This is a genomic window from Streptomyces sp. NPDC030021 (assembly GCF_055574035.1).
On record NZ_JBVIAH010000006.1, the window covers coordinates 52,391 to 71,784 of the forward strand.

Annotated in this window: 16 protein-coding genes and 1 riboswitch; of the genes, 4 read left to right on the forward strand and 12 right to left on the reverse strand. The window is 71.6% G+C overall.

The features are described 5' to 3' along the window. Window positions 1-94: 94 nt before the first annotated feature. On the reverse strand, window positions 95-1,477 hold the full coding sequence (locus ACZ4YL_RS13495) for a peptidase C39 family protein (protein ID WP_468116371.1): 1,383 nt from the start codon (window positions 1,475-1,477) through the stop codon (window positions 95-97). A 126-nt stretch (window positions 1,478-1,603) separates the two neighbouring features. Between ACZ4YL_RS13495 and ACZ4YL_RS13500 the strand changes: the two genes are divergently transcribed. Both ACZ4YL_RS13500 and ACZ4YL_RS13505 read left to right on the forward strand, forming a co-directional pair. Beyond that, entirely contained in the window at window positions 1,604-2,236 is a 633-nt protein-coding gene (locus ACZ4YL_RS13500) for a uridine kinase family protein (protein ID WP_468116373.1), read from the forward strand. A gap of 379 nt (window positions 2,237-2,615) precedes the next feature. Continuing rightward, window positions 2,616-4,535, forward strand: coding sequence for an AAA family ATPase (locus ACZ4YL_RS13505; protein WP_468116375.1), 1,920 nt, complete (start codon window positions 2,616-2,618; stop codon window positions 4,533-4,535). Between the two features lie 67 nt (window positions 4,536-4,602). Here the strand turns inward: ACZ4YL_RS13505 and ACZ4YL_RS13510 are convergent, their stop codons facing one another. The 11 genes from ACZ4YL_RS13510 to ribD form a co-directional block, all read right to left on the reverse strand. Next, window positions 4,603-6,417, reverse strand: a complete 1,815-nt coding sequence (locus ACZ4YL_RS13510) for a hypothetical protein (RefSeq protein WP_468116377.1) — start codon at window positions 6,415-6,417, stop codon at window positions 4,603-4,605. Window positions 6,418-7,095: 678 nt separating this feature from the next. Continuing rightward, complete coding sequence (locus tag ACZ4YL_RS13515; protein ID WP_468116379.1) at window positions 7,096-8,139, reverse strand: hemolysin family protein; 1,044 nt, start codon at window positions 8,137-8,139, stop codon at window positions 7,096-7,098. After that, complete coding sequence (locus ACZ4YL_RS13520) at window positions 8,136-9,542, reverse strand: hemolysin family protein (RefSeq protein WP_468116381.1); 1,407 nt, start codon at window positions 9,540-9,542, stop codon at window positions 8,136-8,138. Before ACZ4YL_RS13520 ends, ACZ4YL_RS13515 begins: the two co-directional genes overlap by 4 nt. A gap of 200 nt (window positions 9,543-9,742) precedes the next feature. Further along, window positions 9,743-10,207: a PH domain-containing protein gene (locus ACZ4YL_RS13525; protein ID WP_314253697.1), complete on the reverse strand. Its 465-nt coding sequence runs from the start codon at window positions 10,205-10,207 to the stop codon at window positions 9,743-9,745. Between the two features lie 75 nt (window positions 10,208-10,282). Then, complete coding sequence (gene hisG, locus ACZ4YL_RS13530; RefSeq protein WP_327261484.1) at window positions 10,283-11,131, reverse strand: ATP phosphoribosyltransferase; 849 nt, start codon at window positions 11,129-11,131, stop codon at window positions 10,283-10,285. A 55-nt stretch (window positions 11,132-11,186) separates the two neighbouring features. After that, window positions 11,187-11,468 (reverse strand): phosphoribosyl-ATP diphosphatase, encoded by a 282-nt coding sequence (locus ACZ4YL_RS13535; RefSeq protein WP_030774590.1) that lies wholly within the window; start codon window positions 11,466-11,468, stop codon window positions 11,187-11,189. A gap of 35 nt (window positions 11,469-11,503) precedes the next feature. Further along, a complete protein-coding gene (gene ribH / locus ACZ4YL_RS13540; protein WP_007262951.1) occupies window positions 11,504-11,989 on the reverse strand; it encodes a 6,7-dimethyl-8-ribityllumazine synthase in 486 nt (161 codons plus the stop codon). A 72-nt stretch (window positions 11,990-12,061) separates the two neighbouring features. Further along, the gene (locus ACZ4YL_RS13545) at window positions 12,062-13,351 is read right to left on the reverse strand and encodes a bifunctional 3,4-dihydroxy-2-butanone-4-phosphate synthase/GTP cyclohydrolase II (protein ID WP_468116384.1); all 1,290 of its coding nucleotides are present in this window, start codon (window positions 13,349-13,351) and stop codon (window positions 12,062-12,064) included. Beyond that, a complete protein-coding gene (locus ACZ4YL_RS13550; RefSeq protein ID WP_468116386.1) occupies window positions 13,348-14,001 on the reverse strand; it encodes a nicotinamide mononucleotide transporter family protein in 654 nt (217 codons plus the stop codon). The genes ACZ4YL_RS13545 and ACZ4YL_RS13550 overlap by 4 nt, the downstream gene beginning before the upstream one ends. Then, entirely contained in the window at window positions 13,998-14,621 is a 624-nt protein-coding gene (locus ACZ4YL_RS13555) for a riboflavin synthase (protein WP_468116388.1), read from the reverse strand. The genes ACZ4YL_RS13550 and ACZ4YL_RS13555 overlap by 4 nt, the downstream gene beginning before the upstream one ends. Next, on the reverse strand, window positions 14,622-15,767 hold the full coding sequence (gene ribD, locus ACZ4YL_RS13560) for a bifunctional diaminohydroxyphosphoribosylaminopyrimidine deaminase/5-amino-6-(5-phosphoribosylamino)uracil reductase RibD (RefSeq protein WP_468116390.1): 1,146 nt from the start codon (window positions 15,765-15,767) through the stop codon (window positions 14,622-14,624). It lies immediately after the preceding gene. Window positions 15,768-15,916: 149 nt separating this feature from the next. Further along, window positions 15,917-16,047, reverse strand: a riboswitch (FMN riboswitch). Window positions 16,048-16,334: 287 nt separating this feature from the next. On the opposite strand from ribD, the gene ACZ4YL_RS13565 reads away from it, so the two are divergent. Both ACZ4YL_RS13565 and ACZ4YL_RS13570 read left to right on the forward strand, forming a co-directional pair. Continuing rightward, window positions 16,335-18,710 (forward strand): chitinase C-terminal domain-containing protein, encoded by a 2,376-nt coding sequence (locus ACZ4YL_RS13565; protein WP_468116392.1) that lies wholly within the window; start codon window positions 16,335-16,337, stop codon window positions 18,708-18,710. A 155-nt stretch (window positions 18,711-18,865) separates the two neighbouring features. Beyond that, a partial coding sequence (locus ACZ4YL_RS13570; RefSeq protein WP_468116769.1) for a sigma-70 family RNA polymerase sigma factor occupies window positions 18,866-19,394 on the forward strand: 529 nt, incomplete at its 3' end.

Genomic DNA, 19,394 nt, shown 5'->3' on the forward strand with positions numbered 1-19,394 from the left:
GGCCGCCTCCTACTGAGAAGCCTTTATCTGCCATTTACCCCACTATGTTCCGCTTATCCGTACCGCTTGGTCAACGGGAAATTTCGCGGCATTCTCACAGCACCCCCACCGCCCGCAGCGCCCGGAACTGCGTCCGGCTCAGGCGGGCCGGCGCGTAGAGGTAGCAGATGCCGCCGGAGCCCGAGGCGACCTTGCCGGAGACCCCCACGCGCTTGGTGCGCAGCCAGATGTTCTCCCACTCGGCGCGCTGGTAGACGCGGCGCACGGCGGGGTTGTCCCGTGAGTTGGGGTCGTTCGCGATCACGTCTCCGGCGGCGGTGAAGCCGATGACGGTCATCAGGTGGCCGGCGGTGCCGTAGCCCGCGCCCGTGAGCTCGTCGGGGCGGAAGGACTGGGAGGTGATGGCGGGGATGCCGGACCGGACCAGGGTTTCCAGGTCGGTCAGGGAGGTGAGGCGGGTGACGACTCCGGCCAGCCCGCGGTAGGTGGCGGCGTACGCGGCGTTGAAGGGCCAGTTGCCGCAGCCCTTGTAGGCGGCGTCGTAGGTGGAGCGGGCCGCGTGGCAGACCTGCGGGTCGGAGTACTTCGGGTCGACCCAGGTCAGGGCGGAGGGGGCGGCCTTGCCGCCCCAGTACTCGATGATCATCTGCGAGGAGGTGGGGCTACACCAGGCCTCGCCGCCGTTGTCGTACTCGGGGTAGCGGCCGGCGTGGACCTCCTGCGAGTAGCGCGGGACCTTCAGCTCGTGGGCCGTGCGGGAGGGGGCGGAGGCCGGGACGGTGAAGCGGTCCGGGACGTCGGAGACCATGGCGCCCGCGAGCCGTACGGTGGGACCGCGCTCGGCGCCGGGCCTGCGGTGGAGGGTGAGGCGCAGCTGCCAGGCCGCGATCCGCAGGCCGGCGGTGGCGGCCGGGGCGTCGAGGGCCAGGGTGTCGGTCCAGACGGTGGACCTGCCGTCGCTCTGGCCGTCCACCGAGGTGCGGCGGATGTCTGCGTCACCGGAGGCCCAGCGGCCCATCACGTACCAGGGGGTGGCGGTGCCGTCGGTGTAGGTGCCGCGCAGTTCGATCTGGATCCAGGTCCCGGCCGGGGTGCGGGCGTTCCAGGAGGCGATGGCCTCGGTGGCGGGCACGGTGGAGCGGTGCACGGGGGAGGTCCAGGTGGCGTACTCCCAGGTGCTCTTGCGGCCGGTGTGCGGGTCGGCGTATTCGGTGCGGCCGACGGCCGTCGCGATCTCCAGGCCGGGGCGGGCGCCGCCGACGGCGGTGGTGCCCAGGTGGGTGCCGGCGAGCCAGTGGCCGTAGGAGTACCAGAAGCGGTTGTCGACGGTCCGGCCCGGGGGCCGCGGGGTGGGAGGGGCGGGAGGAGTGGGAGGGGCCGCCGAGGCGCTGCCGCCGGAGACGGTGGCGGCGGTGGCCGCGGTGGCGACCGCGAGTGCGGCGACGAGTACGGCCCTGCGCGGCGTGGGTTCGGTCATCGCGTGTTCCCCCAGGGTGGGTCGGTACTTCGGTGGCTCTCGGGTGGCATCCGGCATCACCCTTCCAGTTCCCGGCGGCGGCGGCCCGAAGCCACGGGTCGTGTCGGGCCTGTCTACGCTGGTCGGGTGGAGTCACAGCAGTCACTTGAGTCACTCGCCCGGGAGCTCGCCGCTCTGCCGCCCTCCCTGGGTCCGGTGCGCCTGATCGGGATCGACGGGCACGCCGGATCCGGGAAGAGCACCTTCGCGGGGCGGCTCGCCGAGGCGCTGGGGGCGCCCGTGCTGCACCTGGACGACGTGGCCACCCACGAGGAGCTGTTCGGCTGGGAGGAGCGGCTGCGCGCGCAGGTGCTGGAGCCGCTCGCCGCCGGACGGCCCGCGCACTGGGCCCCGTACGACTGGGTGGAGCGCCGGTTCGGGCCGGAGCGGGTCCTGGAGCCGGCGCCGGTGCTCCTGGTCGAGGGGGTCGGAGCGGGGCGGGCGGCGCTGCGGCCGCGGCTGGCCCGGCTGCTGTGGATGGAGACGCCTCGCGAGCGGTCCTGGCAACGGGGGCGAAACCGGGACGGGCATGAACTTTCCGACTTCTGGGACGGATGGGAGCGCGCGGAGCGCGCGCACTTCTCCAACGACCCTTCGCGCCCCTTCGCCGACACCCTGGTACGCCAGAGTGGTACGGGATACGAGTGGTCTTCCGGGGCCCGTGCGACCGCAGGAACCTCCGCTTCCGTCACCGGGAGTGACGAACTCCCCCGGGCCTGAACGCCCCCGGAAATCCGCTCCGCCGGGGCCCGGCCGACCCGCTTGACCTGGGGCCCGCAGCGGCCTTACGTTCTCAATGCGAGGCCTTCACCGGCCGCCGCGGACACGAAGCCCCCGGTTGTTCCCCCGTGATCGGGGGCTTCGTTCTGCCCGCGAGCCCCCTCCCCGGCCGTGTCACGCGAGGCCGATCCACCCCGATCCTTCACCCTGAGTCACCGGCCGCCCCAGGGGCGCACGCCGGAACCGGGCCTGTCGCGCCCTACGTAAGGTGCGTGACCGCAGGTACGATGCAGCCCTGATTTCATCGGCGCAGTGGGCAACTCATGTGCTCGTCACGGAGGTTGCCGCGCACCACGGGGGCAGGCTTGTGGGGGACGTGATGGATTTCGGCACGCCGGGCAGCATGCACGCCCCGGCCGAACTCGCCTGGCTGCGCGGGGTCGACGCCTGCACCATGGGCGCCTATCCGCAGGCCGAGGAGGAGTTCCGGGCGGCCGTACGACTCGACCCCACCATGGCTGACGCATGGCTGGGCCTGCACGCGCTCCGGGTCGACACCGGCAACGCGTTACTTCGGATGTACGCCCACCGGGACCGGTTCGGCGAGCAGCGCGCCCGGCATCGGCGGACGCTGAACTCCTGGTACTGGCTGGGCTGGTGGGTGCAGCCGGTGCTGGAGAGCCGGCGCGACCTGCTCCTCGCCCATGCCTCGCACTGGCTGGACGGCCGCCACGTGCCGGAGCTGGACCAGGCGCTGGCCGCGCTGCCGCCGGTGGACACCGACGCGCAGGTACGGTTCCTGCACGCCTGCCGGGCCTATCTGGTCAAGGACTGGGAGCAACTGGTCCGACACACCGAGCCGCTGGTCAACGATCCGCTGCTGGGCATCGAGGCCGGGCTGTTCGGCGGGATGGCCCGGGTCCGGCTGGAGATGTACGGGCAGGCGGAGCCGATGCTGGCGGCGGCGCTGATGCGGTGTCGCAGCGAGCAGCCCCAGCGCAAGGAGCTGCGGTACTGGCTGGCGCGGGCGCGTGAGGGCACCGGGCGCAGTGCGGCGGCGCTGCCGCTGTACCGGGCGGTGCACCGGGTGGATCCCTCGTTCATGGACACCGCGGCCCGGCTGACGGCCATCGAGGACAGCGACGACACCGACGGCGTGGCCGATCTGGCGGGCCTGGCGGGGTACGCCGCGTACGGGGGCTACAGCGGGCACGGCCCGTCCCCGGCCGGCGGGGACTTCGCGGCGGTCGCGCTGGGCGGCGGGCCCGTCCAGGACATCGCGGCGGACGGCCAGGTCGAGCCCGATCCGCTGACTCCGCCCACTCCCCCGGCGGGACGCGTGGAGGGGGCGCGGCGCAAGGCGCCGGTCCCGCCGCAGGGCACGCCCGAGGGGCTGCCGGCCGGGCCGGCGGACCCAGCGGCGCTCGCCGAGGCGCTGGCGGAGCTGGAGCGGATGGTCGGCCTGGAGCCGGTCAAGCGGCAGGTGAAGGCGCTCTCGGCACAGCTGCACATGGCACGGCTGCGGGCGGGGCAGGGGCTGCCGGTGCAGCCGCCGAAGCGGCACTTCGTATTCTCCGGCCCCTCCGGTACGGGCAAGACGACGGTGGCCCGGATCCTGGGCCGGGTCTTCTACGCGCTGGGGCTGCTCGGCGGCGACCATCTGGTGGAGGCCCAGCGGGCCGACCTCGTGGGCGAGTTCCTCGGACAGACGGCGGTGAAGGCGAACGAGCTGATCGATTCGGCGATCGGCGGGGTGCTGTTCGTGGACGAGGCCTATTCGCTGTCGAACTCGGGCTACAGCAAGGGCGACGCGTACGGCGACGAGGCCCTGCAGGTGCTGCTGAAGCGGGCCGAGGACAACCGGGACCACCTGGTGGTGATCCTGGCGGGCTACCCGGCCGGGATGGACCGGCTGCTGGCCGCCAATCCGGGGCTTTCCTCGCGCTTCACCACCCGGGTGGACTTCCCCAGTTACCGGCCGCTGGAACTGACCGCGATCGGCGGGGTGCTGGCGGACGCGAACGGGGACCACTGGGACGAGGAGGCGCTGGAGGAGCTGCGCAGCATCAGCGCGCACGTGGTGGAGCAGGGCTGGATCGACGAGCTCGGCAACGGCCGCTTCCTGCGGACCCTGTACGAGAAGAGCTGTGCGTACCGGGACCTGCGGCTGGCGGGCTTCTCGGGTGAGCCGTCGCGGGACGACCTGGCGACGCTCCGGCTGCCGGACCTGATGCAGGCGTACGGGGAGGTCCTGTCGGGCCGCGGCCCCCAAGAGCGGCCGGAGCCCCCGGCCCTCTGAGGGTGTGAGGCGGACGCGCCGCCGGGGCCCGTCGTGACGGGCCCCGGCGGCGTGCGGACCTGAGCGGTCAGTTCTTCGGCTGGCGCCCGCAGACGAAGTCGTGGTTCTGGGCGGTCGTGTTGGCGCACCAGAGGCTGGGCCGCGCCGGCGGCACGAAGACGTACTCGGACAGCTTCATGTTGACCGGAGCGCAGTCCTGCTTGCCCTTGTACGGCGAGTACTTGGGGCACTTCCCGTTCGGCAGCTGCTGCAGGTGGGCGCGGAGCGCGTCCAGGCCGAGGTCCTCGACGCCCGGGTTGGTGGACGGCATGAAGCGGTTGGCCGACCAGGAACCGCCCATGGTGGCGAACAGGGCGGTCACGCAGATCAGGCCGGCGGCCAGCTGGGACAGCAGGCGCGGGGAGATCCGGGCGGCCCGGGCCGGGGCGACCTCCTGGATCGTGCCGCGGATCCAGCCGAAGACGCGCTCGTAGGTGAGCATCAGGCCGAGGACGGCCAGGATGATCAGGCAGTAGAAGATGATCCAGGTGGTGCGCGGGTACAGCTGGACGGCCTGGTTGTGCGCCATGTGGGAGGCGAACCAGAAGCGCAGCAGCCAGGCGCCGGCGAGGACGAAGCCGGCGGTGCGGACCACGATGTTGCGCAGGCCGAGGCCCACGCCGATGCCCACGCCCAGGAGCAGCAGGATGCCGAAGCCGGTCTGGCCGGCCAGCTCACCGGACACCGGGAAGTTGTGGTAGGTCTGCTCGCCGGCGCGGTCGGACGCCCAGCCCATCACGTAGGCCGGGTCGAGGTAGGTGTTGATGTAGGCGTACCGGTCCACCGTGGAGGCGCCCAGGCGGGCCAGCTGGTACAGCAGCGGCGCGCCGATGACGGCGGCGGTGGCCAGCATGGCGCCGAGGAAGGTCAGCGCGTGCTTGACGGCGACCCGGCCGCGGCGCCACGGGAACAGCAGCAGGCCGAGGACGAACCCGCCCGGCGCGGCCCACAGGTACCAGCCGGAGTACCAGAGGAACATGACGCCGAACACGATGCCGAAGCCGAGGCCGCGCAGCACCGCAGAGCGCGTGGTGAGCTGGTCGGCCCGGCGGATCTCGCGGAAGGCGGCGGCCAGCAGCGGCAGCAGGACGAGCATGGAGCCGTGGCTGTAGGGGCGGATCGGGTCGAGGAAGACGATCGAGGCCGGTACGGCGATGGCCATCGCCCAGAACGGTCGCAGCATCAGTCGCCACGCGACGTAGGCCATCGGGCCGACCAGTGCGCTGAGGATCAGCTGCAGGTCCTTGAGGGCGTGGCCGACGTCGGCGATGCCGTTGTGGAAGGCCTTGGCCCAGAGCGCGAGGAGGGCGGGGAACAGGGGCGGGTAGACCCCCGGCATGCCCTTGTGGCGCATCATGTCGTTGGCCATGCCCATGAGGTTGCCGGGGTCGCCCTCCTGGCCGCCCAGGCCCCACGGCGTGCCGTTCAGGGCGACCGCGATGCCGCCCGCGACGATGCCGGTGGCCAGACCCGCGAGGGCGGCGCACACCAGCCGCTGCGCGACCTGGTAGTAGCGCAGCGTGCCCCGGTAGGCGAGGAACAGCAGCACCGCGAGGACGGGTATGCCGATCAGGGCCGCGTACTGCTGGACCTTGGCGAGCCCGCTGACCTGACCGATCCGGGTGACGGGGTTGACGCTGATGTGCGTGCAGAGCAGCATGAACCCGAGAGCGACGACGACACTGACCACGACCTCCCCCAGCGGGAGGAACCAGCGCTTCTGCGTCCAGCGGTCGAAGCGGCCGCCCGGCCGGGCCGTCGACTTCCCGTCGGACGGGGCGCCTTCGGCGCCGCCCGGCGTGCTGGAGGGGGCGCCGATGATGTTCGGTGCCAAATCCGTCATGTCACATCGCTTCCGTGAAGCGGCACACTGCCGCAGGTCGGGCCGGCTCGACGGGGCGAGCGAGGTCAGCGGGCGGCGGCCGGGACACCCGGTCGACACGCGTCCCCGGCATGCCGACGGGACTCCACGCCGGACACGCTAGCAAACCGGCATCATGCCCCCGCCGACCTACTGGTCGAACGGGAGCTCGATCGATCGCGAGGCGGCCGACGTACGGTGACCGGGCCCCTCGGCAACCCGGGGTACCACAGCCGGAGCCGGACCGGGAGACCAGAAGATCCCCAGGGCCGTAGTGTTCCGTGCCGCGACCCGTGAAGTCCAACTCAAGTACCCGAACCGACGATCCGGCCATCAAGACGGCCGGGACCCGATCGCGGTTCACCGAGACGCGCACGAATCGGCTCCGGGTGACCGACGTCACACCCGGCTCCGTCCCCGTCCCCTTCGCCCTGGACGTCCGGTCCCGCACGCTCCGCCCCCGGACCCTCACGGGCCCGGGGGCGGAGCGGCCGGCCGGCTAGTGCTGTGACCGGAAAGGTTTGCCGGGTCGCGGCGTCCGGTGCGGTGCATCGCAAGGCGGAGGGCCGCGGGCCGTACTGGACGTACTTCCGTGGTCCGACAACGCGGCGAGGTGCCGTGCCGGGCGTCGCGACCCGGTGGACCTTTCCGGTCACAGCACTAGCTGCGGGCGAACGCGACGCGGTGGGCCGGGTCGCGGACCTCGCCGACCAGCATTTCGAGGACGTCCTCCAGGGCGACCAGGCCGAGGACCCGGCCCCCCGGGTCCGCGACCTGCGCGAGGTGCGTGGCGTCCCGGCGCATGACGCTGAGGGCGTCGTCCAGCGGGACGGTGGCGCACAGCGTGGTCATCCGGCGCCAGACCCGCTGCGGGACGGCCCGCTCCCGGTCCTCCAGGTCCAGTACGTCCTTGACGTGCAGGTAGCCCATGAAGGCGCCGCTGTCGGCACGGACGGGGAAACGGGAGTAGCCGGTGCGCACGGTCAGCTGCTCGATCTGCCGCGGGGTCACCGCCGGGCCGACCGTGACCAGCCGGTCCGGGCCGAGGAGGACGTCGGTGACGGGGCGGCTGCCCAGTTCCAGCGCGTCCTCCAGCCGCTCCTGCTCGACCGGCTCCAGGAGCCCGGCCTGCCGGGAGTCCTTGAGGAGACGGCCCAGCTGGGCGGAGGTGTAGACGGCCTCGACCTCGTCCTTGGGCTCCACCTTGAAGAGCCCCAGGACGAGCTTGGCGCAGGCGCCGAGTGCGGTGGTGACCGGCCCGCACAGGCGGGCGAAGGCGACCAGGCCCGGGCTGAACCACAGGGCGGTCTTCTCCGGGGCGGCCATGGCCAGGTTCTTCGGCACCATCTCGCCGATCACCAGGTGCAGGAAGACCACGGCGGTGAGCGCGAACGCGTAGCCGAGGGGGTGGATCAGGCCCTCCGGTACGTGGACGGCATGGAAGACGGGCTCCAGCAGCCGGGCCACGGTGGGCTCGGCGACCGCGCCGAGGGTGAGCGAGCAGATGGTGATGCCGAACTGCGCCGCGGCCATCATGCGGGGCAGGTTCTCCAGGCCGTGGAGCACCTGGCGGGCCCGCTTGGAGTCGGCCGCGAGGGGCTCGATCTGGCTGCGCCGTACGGAGACGAGCGCGAACTCGGCGCCGACGAAGAAGCCGTTGGCGAGGACCAGCAGCAGGGCGAAGAGGAGCTGGAGCGCGTTCATCGGGCGGCGCCTTCCAGCTCGGCCCGCTGGGGTTCGAGCACGGCCGCACCGTCGGCCGCGGACGCGGGCCGGTACGCGCCGGCCGCGGGCACCGCCGCCAGCCGGACCAGCCGGACCCGCTCGGCGCGGTTGCGGCCGACCCGGCGGACGGACAGCTTCCAGCCGGGGAGTTCCGCGCGGTCCCCGGGGGCGGGGATCCGGCCGAGCAGGTCGGCGACGAGGCCGGCGACGGTCTCGTACGGGCCTTCGGGCACTTCCAGGCCTATGCGGCGCAGGGTCTGCACCCGGCAACTGCCGTCGGCCTCCCAGGAGGGGCGGCCGTCCTCGGCCGGTACGGCGGCCAGTTCGGGGGTCTCGTCCTCGGCGAAGTCGTGCTCGTCGCGGACCTCGCCGACGAGCTCCTCCACGATGTCCTCCAGGGTGACGACGCCGGCGGTGCCGCCGTACTCGTCGACGACCACGGCCATCGGCTGCTCGCTGCGCAGCCGCTCCAGCAGCGGCTGCACCGGCAGGGAGCCGGGCACCAGCAGCGGGGCGACGCAGATCCGGCTCACGCTCGTGCGGTCGCGTTCGGACTCGGGCACGGCGAGGGCGTCCTTGAGGTGGACGACGCCGGTGATCTCGTCGATGCGGTCGCGGTAGACCGGGAAGCGGGACAGGCCCGTGGCGCGGGTCAGGTTCAGCACGTCGGCCGCGGTGGCCGTGTGCATCAGGGCGCTGACCTTCACCCGGGGGGTCATGACGTGCTGGGCCGTCAGCTCGCCCAGCGAGAGGGTGCGGACGAAGAGGTCGGCGGTGTCCTGTTCGAGGGCGCCGGCCTGCGCCGAATGGCGGACCAGGGAGAGCAGCTCGCCGGGGGTCCGGGCGGAGGCCATCTCCTCGGTCGGTTCCACGCCGAGCGCCCGCACGAGGCGGTTGGCCACGGCGTTGAGACCGGCGATGACCGGGCGGAAGGCGCGCGAGAAGGCGTGCTGGGGGCCGGCGACGAAGCGGGCCACCTGCAGCGGCCTGGAGACCGCCCAGTTCTTCGGGACGAGCTCGCCGACGACCATCTGGACGGCGGAGGCGAGCAGCATGCCGATGACGACGGCGACGCCGGGGACGGCTCCCTTCGGCAGGCCGGTCGCCGCGAGCGGCCCGGCCAGCAGTGCGGCGAGGGCGGGCTCGGCGAGCATGCCGACCACGAGGGAGGTGATGGTGATGCCGAGCTGGGTGCCGGAGAGCTGGAAGGACAGCTCCCGTAGGGCCTTGACCACCGTGCGGGCACGGCGGTCTCCGTCGGCTGCGGCGCGTTCGGCCTCGGCTCGCTCCACGGTGACGAGGCCGAACTCGGCGGCGACGAAGAAACCGTTGGCGAGGATGAGGGCGAAGGCCGCCGCGAGCAGAAGTAGCGGGATGGTCATGCCGCCGCCTCCGAGGGGAGGGCGGCGCGGGTACTACCGGACGATCCGTCCATTGCTGGAGGGAGTCACTCCTCAAGTCGCAGGTGCCCACGGGCCACGAGGTCCCGGGGCCGGTGGGAGGGCGCACAGCTGCGCCCCGCCACCAGGGTAGTCATTGAGATCCCGGCCGCAACGGTACGCAGCCGTGGGGATCGGCCGACTCAGTGGTCGCCGGTGCCCGTTCCGTGGGTTTCGGCCAGGGCGCGCAGGGCGCGGGCGTCGCCGATCGCCTGCTGCCTGGCGATGCCCGGCTGGATGCCGAGGGCGGGCAGGCTGGTGCCGTCGCTGAGGTCGAGGAACACCCACGGGTCGCCCGGGCGGAGGTTGACCCGCAGGATCTGGGCCCACTCCAGGCGGCGGGTGTTGGTCAGGTTGACGACCGTGACGCCGGACTCGTCCGCGACCACCTTGGGGCGGCTGAGCAGGACGAGTACGGAGCTCAGCAGGACGGCGGTGAAGACGAAGCTGATCCGCTCGCCCGGGCTGAGGTTCTCCAGCAGCAGGGCGATCGCCGTGATGGTGGCGAACATGGCGAGGCCGACGCCCAGCAGGACGACCCGGGTGCGGGTCGGCCGGAAGGTGACCGGCAGGGCGGGCGGGGCGGGCTGGGCGGCGGACTCGGCCATGGTGGTGCCTTCTGGAGGTGGCGTGCGGGGCGGGCGTTCGGCGTGCCGGGGTGCGGCACGCCGGTCGTCCAGGACCTAGAGGCGGCAGGCGTGGATCGAGGTGGTGAGGATCGCGCGCGCGCCGAGCTCGTACAGGTCGTCCATGATCCGCTGCGCTTCCTTGGCGGGGACCATCGCGCGGACGGCGACCCAGCCCTCGTTGTGCAGCGGGGAGACGGTCGGCGACTCCAGGCCGGGGGTGAGGGCGACCGCGCGCTCCAGGTGCTCGGCGCGGCAGTCGTAGTCCATCATCACGTAGCTGCGGGCCACCAGGACGCCCTGCAGGCGGCGCAGGAACTGCTGGACCTGCGGGTCGTCGGCGTCGGCGCCGTTGCCGCGGATGACGACGGCCTCGGAGGTGAGGATCGGCTCGCCGATGACCTCCAGGCCGGCGTTGCGCAGGCTGGTGCCGGTCTCGACGACGTCCGCGATGATCTGGGCGACGCCGAGCTGGATGGCGGTCTCGACCGCGCCGTCGAGGTGCACGACGGAGGCGTCGATGCCCTTCTCGGCAAGGTGCTTGGCGACGATTCCCTCGTACGAGGTCGCGATCGTCATCCCGCTGAAGTCCTCGGGACCCTTCGCCGTGCCGGGGGTGGTGGCGTAGCGGAAGGTGGAGCGGCCGAAGTTCAGCGGCAGGATCTCCTCGGCGCTGGCGCCGGAGTCGAGCAGCAGGTCGCGGCCGGTGATCCCGATGTCGAGCTTGCCCGAGGAGACGTAGATCGCGATGTCCTTGGGGCGGAGGTAGAAGAACTCCACCTCGTTCTCGGGGTCGACGACCACGAGCTCCTTGGACTCCTTGCGCATCCGGTAGCCGGCCTCATGGAGCATCGCCGACGCCGGTCCGGAGAGTGAACCCTTGTTGGGGACGGCGATGCGCAGCATGGGGCTTCCTTTGGTGCGTGGATTACGGGATTACGGGCGGGTGTGCGTGCCGGACTCAGAGGTGGGCGTAGACGTCGTCGAGGGAGATCCCGCGCGCCACCATCATCACCTGGACGTGGTAGAGCAGCTGGGAGATCTCCTCGGCGGCGGCTTCCTTGCCCTCGTACTCGGCGGCCATCCAGACCTCGGCGGCCTCTTCGACGACCTTCTTGCCGATGGCATGGACGCCCTTGTGGACGAGCTCGGCGGTGCGGGAGGTGCTGGGGTCGCCTTCGGCGGCCTTGCGCTGGAGCTCGGTGAAGAGCTCCTCGAAGGTCTTGGGGGTCTTGTCAGCCATGATGGTCCTCAGAATACGGGGTTCCCCGTCGCCACTCAGCGCCAGGGTTCGCTGACGGTCCGCAGGGTCATGGCGGTGGAGACGGCGGCGGTGACCGCTTCGTGCCCCTTGTCCTCGTTCGACCCCTCGAGTCCGGCGCGGTCCAGCGCCTGCTCGTCGTTGTCGCAGGTCAGTACTCCGAAGCCGACGGGGACTCCGGTGTCGATCGACACCTGTACCAGGCCCTGGGTGACGCCCTGGCAGACGTAGTCGAAGTGCGGGGTGCCGCCGCGGATGACCACTCCGAGGGCGACGATGGCATCGTAACCGCGACCGGCCAGTACCTTCGCCACGACCGGGAGCTCGAAGCTGCCGGGGACCCGGAGCAGGGTGGGCTCGTCGATGCCCAGCTCGTGCAGGGCCCGCAGGGCTCCGTCGACCAGTCCGTCCATGACCTTCTCGTGCCACTGGGCCGCGATCACGGCGACTCGGAGGTCTCCGCAGTTCTTCACGCTCAGTTCGGGTGCGCCCTTGCCGCTCACAGCTCTGCTCCTCGGTGGTTCGTGATGGGTGGGGTGGGGTGGGTGGATGTGTGTACGGGTGGTGGTGCGTGCCTACTGGTTGCCGCAGGCGGAGGTGGTCACGGGCCCGTCCAGCCAGGGCAGGTCGTGACCCATCCGGTCCCGCTTGGTGCGCAGGTACCGCAGATTGTGCTCGCCGGCCTCCACCGGCATCGACTCCCGGCTGGTGACCGTGATGCCGTGCCGGACGAGGGCGTCGGACTTCTCGGGGTTGTTGGTCATCAGCCGGACGTCGTGCACGCCGAGGTCGGCGAGGATCTGGGCGCCGGCGCCGTAGTCGCGGGCGTCGGCGGGCAGGCCGAGTTCCAGGTTGGCGTCGAGGGTGTCGCGGCCGCGCTCCTGGAGCTCGTACGCGCGCAGCTTGGACAGGAGTCCGATGCCGCGGCCCTCGTGGCCGCGCAGGTAGACGACGATGCCGCGGCCCTCGGTCTTGATGCGTTCCATGGAGGCGTGCAGCTGGGGGCCGCAGTCGCAGCGCTGGGAGGCGAAGATGTCGCCGGTCAGGCACTCGGAGTGCATGCGGACCAGCATGTCGGTGCCGTCGCCGATCTCGCCGTGGACGAGGGCGACGTGTTCGACGCCGTCGACGGTGGAGCGGTAGCCGTACGCGGTGAACTCGCCGAAGGCGGTCGGCAGGCTGACCTCGGCCTCGCGGCGCACGGTGGGCTCGGCGGAGCGGCGGTAGGCGATCAGGTCCTCGATGGAGATGATCGTCAGGCCGTGCTTGCGGGCGAAGGGGATCAGCTCGGGCAGGCGCAGCATGACGCCGTCCTCGCCGGCGATCTCCACGATGGCGCCGGCCGGGCGCAGGCCCGCGAGGCGGGCGAGGTCCACGGCGGCCTCGGTGTGACCATTGCGGACCAGGACGCCGCCGGGCTTGGCGCGCAGCGGGAAGATGTGGCCGGGGCGGACGAAGTCACCGGGCTCGGAGACCCCGTCGGCGAGCAGGCGCAGAGTGGTGGCCCGGTCGGCGGCCGAGATGCCGGTGGAGACGCCGTGGGCGGCGCTCGCGTCGACGGAGACGGTGAAGGCGGTCTTCATCGACTCGGTGTTGTTCTGGACCATCTGCGGGAGTTCGAGCCGGTCCAGCTCGGGGCCCTCCATGGGGGCGCAGATCAGGCCGCGGCACTCGCTCATCATGAAGGCGACGATCTCGGGGGTGGCCTTCTCGGCTGCGATGACGAGGTCGCCCTCGTTCTCGCGGTCCTCGTCGTCGACGACGACGACGGGGCGGCCCGCCGCGATGTCGCGGATGGCCTGCTCGACGGGGTCGAGGCGGAAGGTCTCTTCGGGGATGTCGGGCACGGGCTTGAGGGTGGTCATGCCGTTGCTCCTTCCAGGGCCTGGGCGGGGTTGGTGCGAGAACGCTGGTACCAGTCGTAGGCGCCCCACAGCACGAGGGCGAAGTACACGACGTAGACGAGGCCGGAGAAGGCCAGTCCGTTGTTGAAGGCGAGGGGGACGCCGACCAGGTCGACGAGGAGCCAGGCGAACCAGAACTCGACGAGGCCGCGGGCCTGGGCGACCATCGCGACGATGGTGCCGACGAAGATGTACGCGTCGGCCCACGGGCTCCACGAGAGGTTCGGGAAGAGCGTGAAGAGGCCGCCGACGGCGAGGGTGCCGAGCGCCGCGCCGGCCAGGAGCAGGGCGCGCTCCTTCCAGGTTGCGGTGCGCACGGCGATGGAGCCGTCCTGGGCCTTCTGGCGCCCGAGCTGCCAGGCGCGCCAGCCCCACACGGCCACGCCGATGACGAGGAGCTGCTTTCCGACGCCGCCCGCGAGGTGTGCGGAGGCGTAGGCGGCGATGAGGATCAGGCCGGACAGGAGCTGGGCGGGCCAGGTCCATATCGAGCGGCGCCAGCCGAGCGCGAGCGCGGCCAGGCCCATCAGGTTGCCGATCATGTCGGACCAGATGACCTTCTGGCCGAAGACGGTGAAGGCCTCCGCGTTGAGCCAGGTCAGGGCGCTCACCGGTCGTCTCCCGTCGCGTGCAGCGGGTTCACGCCGGCGGCCAGCAGGCGCTCGACGTACTTCGCGAGGACGTCGACCTCCAGGTTGACCGGGTCGCCGCTCTGCTTGATGCCGAGGGTGGTCAGCGCGAGCGTGGTGGGGATGAGGCTGATCGTGAACCAGTCGGCGGCGGCCTCGACCACGGTGAGGCTGACGCCGTCGACCGTGATGGAGCCCTTCTCGACGACGTAACGGGAGAGGTTCGCGGGGAGGGCGACCTTGACGATCTCCCAGTGCTCGGAGGGGGTCCGGGAGATGATCTCGCCGGTGCCGTCCACGTGCCCCTGGACCAGGTGGCCGCCGAGCCGTCCGCCGAGGGCCATCGGGCGCTCCAGGTTGACCCGGGAGCCCTTGGCCAGGGCGCCGAGGCTGGAGCGGTTCAGGGTCTCCTGCATGACGTCGGCGGTGAACTCGCCGCCCGCGGTCTCCACCACGGTGAGGCAGACGCCGTTGACCGCGATGGAGTCACCGTGCTTGGCGCCTTCGGTGACGAGGGGGCCGCGCAGCCGGAAGCGGGAGGCTTCCGCGAGCTGCTCGACAGCGGTGACCTCGCCCAGTTCTTCGACGATTCCGGTGAACACTCAGTGCTCCTTGGTGGCGGTGGTGGCGGTGACGGGGACGGGAACTGCGGTGATGCGGAGATCGGGGCCGATGCGGACGGCCTCGGTGATGTCGAGGCGCTGCGCACCGGAGATGTTCTTGATCCCGGCGTCGGCGAGGGCCGCGGGGCCGGCGCCGAGCAGGGCCGGGGCGATGTAGCCGATGACGCGGTCGACGGCGCCGTCTTCGAGGAAGGCGCCGGCCAGCGTGGGCCCGCCGTCCAGCAGGACGGAGCGCACGCCGCGCCGGAACAGGCTGGTGAGGAGGTCGTGGACGCCGATGCGGCCGTCGTGCAGGGGCAGCCGGAGCAGTTCGACGCCGGGCAGGTGCCGGGTGTCGGCGTCCTCGCCGACGACGAGCAGGGTCGGCGCGGCGTCGTCGAGGATGCGGGCGGTCGGCCGGAGCGCGGCGCGCGTGTCGAGGGCGATCCGCAGCGGCTGCGTGGCGCCCTCCACGCCGCGGACGGCGAGGTGCGGGTCGTCGGCGCGCAGGGTGCCGCCGCCGACGAGGACGGCGTCGCTCTCGGCGCGCAGCCGGTGGACGTCGGCCCGGGACTCGGCGGAGCTGATCCAGCGGCTGCTGCCGTCCGCGGCGGCGCTGCGGCCGTCGAGGGTGGCGGCGTACTTCCAGGTGACGTGCGGCCGGCCCAGGCGTACGGAGGTCAGCCAGGCGGCGTTGCCCGCCTCGGCCTCGTCCGCGAGGAGCCCGGCCGTGGTGTCGATCCCGGCCGCGCGCAGGGTGGCGGCACCGCCGCTGGCCTGCGGGTTCGGGTCGGAGACGGCGTAGACCACGCGGGTGATCCCGGCGCCCGCGAGGGCCTGGGCGCAGGGCCCCGTACGGCCGGTGTGGTTGCAGGGTTCGAGGGTGACGTAGGCGGTGCCGCCGCGGGCGGCCTCGCCTGCCGCGCGCAGGGCGTGGACCTCGGCGTGCGGGCCGCCGGCCCGCTCGTGCCAGCCCTCGCCGACGATCTCGCCCGAGGCGTCGGTGATGACGCAGCCGACGACCGGGTTGGGGCTGGTGGAGCCGAGTCCGCGGGCCGCGAGCTCGATGGCTCGGCGCATGGCACGGGTGTCCGCGTCGGGTGCTGCGTGCGCGGCGTGTGTCGCCACCGGGTCCTCCTGCCTCATCGGGCACGGACTCCGGGGCCTGTCGGGATACGACAGATGAAGCGGTACAGCGCACAGGGGACGCCGAGGCCGGAAAGATGGTTCGACCAGGCATATCCGCAGGGATATGCCGACGAACCGCCGACGGCGGCGTACCGGTGACTGGCCCGCCGCGCACTGCCTCCCATCCGGACTTTAACCGTCGGTCCAGGAATCTCACCTGGTCAACCGGCCGCTGGATGCGGACGGGTCGCGGACTATAACCGCCGGTTCGGAATTACACCGACCCCGGAGTGCGCTGCTACTGGTACTCCAGCCAGTCTGCCACGGGTGATCGGGCGCCATGCGGGTGACGCGGTGTGGCCTGGCTCACAAAGAGGTCACCACCGACGCGGACTTTGTCAAGTCGGGCGGGGTTGGTCCAGACCTATTGACGGGGTGGTCTAGTCCTCTTAACGTTCCCTTCATCTTCCCGGGAACGGCCCGTCAGATGTGCGCACGTCACGGGCCAACACGCTTCTGCACCACACCTGTTGCTTCATGTTGTGTCCAGTTGTGTCCTGCATCCTCCCCTCCCCAGGAGGCACAATGCCGTCCCCCACACGTACGAGAGCGATGCTCCTGGCATCCGGCGCAGCGATCGCCGGACTCCTGGTGGGCGGGCTCTCGGCGGGCGTCTCGCACGCGGCCGACAACGAGGGCTGTCGCCCCGACGGGCTGTACAAGACCGCCGGCGTCGACGTCCCCTACTGCTCGGTCTACGACACCGAAGGCCGGGAGAAGATGGGCGCCGACCACCAGCGCCGCGTCATCGGATATTTCACCGGCTGGCGCACCGGCAAGGACGGCGCCCCCGCCTACCTCGCCAACAACATCCCGTGGTCCAAGGTCACCCACCTGAACTACGCCTTCGCCCACGTGGGCGAAGGCAACAAGATCTCCGTCGGCCCGGACGGCGTGAACAACGCCGCCACCGGCATGACCTGGCCCGGCGTCGCCGGCGCCGAGATGGACCCGGCCCTCCCCTACAAGGGCCACTTCAACCAGCTGACGAAGTTCAAGAAGCAGTACCCGAACGTCAAGACGCTGATCTCGGTCGGCGGCTGGGCGGAGACCGGCGGCTACTTCGGTGACGACGGCAACCGGGTCGCCTCCGGCGGCTTCTACTCGATGGCCACGAACGCCGACGGCTCGGTCAACCAGGCCGGCATCGACACCTTCGCCGACTCCTCGGTCGAGTTCATCCGCACGTACGGGTTCAACGGCGTCGACATCGACTACGAGTACCCGACCACCATGAAGGACGCCGGCAACCCGCTGGACTGGCAGCTGGCCAACGCCCGCCGCGCCGGCCTCGTCCAGGGCTACGCGGCCCTGATGAAGTCCCTGCGCGAGAAGCTCGACCGCGCGGGCGCCGCCGACGGCAAGCACTACCTGCTCTCCGTCGCCGCCCCCTCCTCCGGCTACCTGCTCCGGGGCATGGAGACGTTCCAGGTCCAGAAGTACCTGGACTACGTCAACATCATGTCCTACGACCTGCACGGCGCCTGGAACGAGTACGTGGGCCCCAACGCCTCGCTCTTCGACGACGGCAAGGACGGCGAACTCGCCGCCGCCGGCGTCTACTCCACCTCCCAGTACGGCGGCATCGGCTACCTCAACACCGACTGGGCGTACCACTACTTCCGCGGCTCGATGCCGGGCGGCCGGATCAACATCGGCCTGCCCTACTACACCCGCGGCTTCAAGAACGTGCAGGGCGGCACCGACGGCCTGTGGGGCAAGGCCCCCGCGACCAGCTGCCCGGCCGGCGCGGGCCTGACCAAGTGCGGCGACGGCGCGGTCGGCATCGACAACCTGTGGCACGACAAGGACACCAACGGGGCCGAGTCCCCGGCGGGCTCCAACCCGATGTGGCACGCCAAGAACCTGGAGAAGGGCGTCGTAGGCGACTACGTCACCACGTACGGCTTCCCGGCGAACACCACGCTGACCGGCACCTACGTCCGCAAGTACGACTCCACCCTGGTGGCGCCGTGGCTGTGGAACGCGCAGAAGAAGGTCTTCCTCTCCACGGAGGACGAGCAGTCGGTGGCCGCCAAGGCCGACTACGTGGTCGACAAGGGCATCGGCGGCACGATGGTCTGGGAGCTCGCGGGCGACTACGCGTACAACGCGGCCAAGGGCCAGTACGAGATGGGCGACACGCTCACCGACACGATGTACCAGAAGTTCAAGTCGGCCTCCCCCTACGGCGCGAAGAAGGCGGGCGCCACCGCCCTGCCCACCCAGGCCGTGGACATCAGGACGGAGTTCACCGAGTTCAAGCTGGGCGACTCCAACTACCCGCTCACCCCGAAGCTGAAGATCACCAACAACACGAACGCCACGCTGCCCGGCGGCACCGAGTTCCAGTTCGACTACGGCACCTCGGCCCCGAACAACGCCTCCGACCAGTCCGGCTTCGGCACGACCGTGATCAGCAGCGGCCACACCGGCACCAACGCCGGCGGTCTGAAGGGCGACTTCCAACGGGTCTCCCTGAAGCTCCCGGCCTGGCAGACCCTGGCCCCCGGCGCCTCCGTCGACCTGGCGTTCAACTACTACCTGCCGGTGTCCACGCCCTCCAACTGGACGGTGAAGATCTCCGGCACCACCTACGCCCTCGCCGGCGACCTGGCCCGCGGTACGACGACGGTCCAGCCCGGCGGTGGCACCCAGCCCCCCACCACTCCCCCGACCACCCCTCCCACCACCCCGCCGACCACTCCCCCCACGACCCCGCCGACCACGCCTCCGGGCGGGACCTGCACCAGCCCGGCGTACGTGGCGGGCACGATCTACAACAGCGGCAACGTCGTCTCCCACAAGGGCCGCAACTGGAAGGCCCAGTGGTGGACGCAGAACGAAGAGCCCGGCACCACCGGTGAATGGGGTGTCTGGAAGGACCAGGGCGCCTGCTGACCCCTGCACCCCGATCCATGGGTGAACGTGAGGACCCGGTGGCCCGGCGGCCACCGGGTCCTCGCTCGTTCCGCGCGCACCCGGCCTCGTACGCTGCACCGGTGATCACACACATCACCGCGTCCGACGCGGACTTCGAGGAAAACCGTCCCCGGATGTTCGGCATCGCCTACCGCATGCTCGGGTCCGCCGCGGAGGCCGAGGACACCGTGCAGGAGGCGTACCTGCGCTGGGCGTCCGTGGACCGCGAGGAGATCGAGCACCCCGGCGCCTGGCTCGCCAAGGTCGTCACGAACCTGTGCCTCAACACCCTCACCTCGGCGCGGGTCCGGCGCGAGGCGTACGTCGGCCCCTGGCTCCCAGAGCCCGTCCTCACCGGGGACGGCACCCTCGGCCCGCTGGAGTCCGCGGAACAGCGGGACAGTGTGTCCATGGCCCTGCTGGTGCTGCTGGAACAGCTCACGCCGGTGGAACGGGCCGTCTACGTCCTGCGCGAGGCCTTCGCCTACAGCCACCGGGAGATCGCCGGACTCCTGGACCTCACGGAGGCCAACTGCCGGCAGCTCTACCGGCGGGGGGGGGGGGGGGGGGGCGGGGAAAGGAAGGACAAAACCAAAGACCACTTCCCCCCCGGCCCCACACGGGGGGCAGGACCTCCTGACAACCCTCTTCCCCGCGGGGTCT

Bases quoted from the DNA above. Each gene is read 5' to 3' on its own strand.
- ACZ4YL_RS13495 (WP_468116371.1), bottom strand. From the start codon at position 1,477: ATGACCGAACCCACGCCGCGCAGGGCCGTACTCGTCGCCGCACTCGCG.
- ACZ4YL_RS13505 (WP_468116375.1), top strand. From the start codon at position 2,616: ATGGATTTCGGCACGCCGGGCAGCATGCACGCCCCGGCCGAACTCGCC.
- ACZ4YL_RS13510 (WP_468116377.1), bottom strand. From the start codon at position 6,417: ATGACGGATTTGGCACCGAACATCATCGGCGCCCCCTCCAGCACGCCG.
- ACZ4YL_RS13515 (WP_468116379.1), bottom strand. From the start codon at position 8,139: ATGAACGCGCTCCAGCTCCTCTTCGCCCTGCTGCTGGTCCTCGCCAAC.
- ACZ4YL_RS13520 (WP_468116381.1), bottom strand. From the start codon at position 9,542: ATGACCATCCCGCTACTTCTGCTCGCGGCGGCCTTCGCCCTCATCCTC.
- ACZ4YL_RS13525 (WP_314253697.1), bottom strand. From the start codon at position 10,207: ATGGCCGAGTCCGCCGCCCAGCCCGCCCCGCCCGCCCTGCCGGTCACC.
- hisG (WP_327261484.1), bottom strand. From the start codon at position 11,131: ATGCTGCGCATCGCCGTCCCCAACAAGGGTTCACTCTCCGGACCGGCG.
- ACZ4YL_RS13535 (WP_030774590.1), bottom strand. From the start codon at position 11,468: ATGGCTGACAAGACCCCCAAGACCTTCGAGGAGCTCTTCACCGAGCTC.
- ACZ4YL_RS13545 (WP_468116384.1), bottom strand. From the start codon at position 13,351: ATGACCACCCTCAAGCCCGTGCCCGACATCCCCGAAGAGACCTTCCGC.
- ribD (WP_468116390.1), bottom strand. From the start codon at position 15,767: ATGAGGCAGGAGGACCCGGTGGCGACACACGCCGCGCACGCAGCACCC.
- ACZ4YL_RS13565 (WP_468116392.1), top strand. From the start codon at position 16,335: ATGCCGTCCCCCACACGTACGAGAGCGATGCTCCTGGCATCCGGCGCA.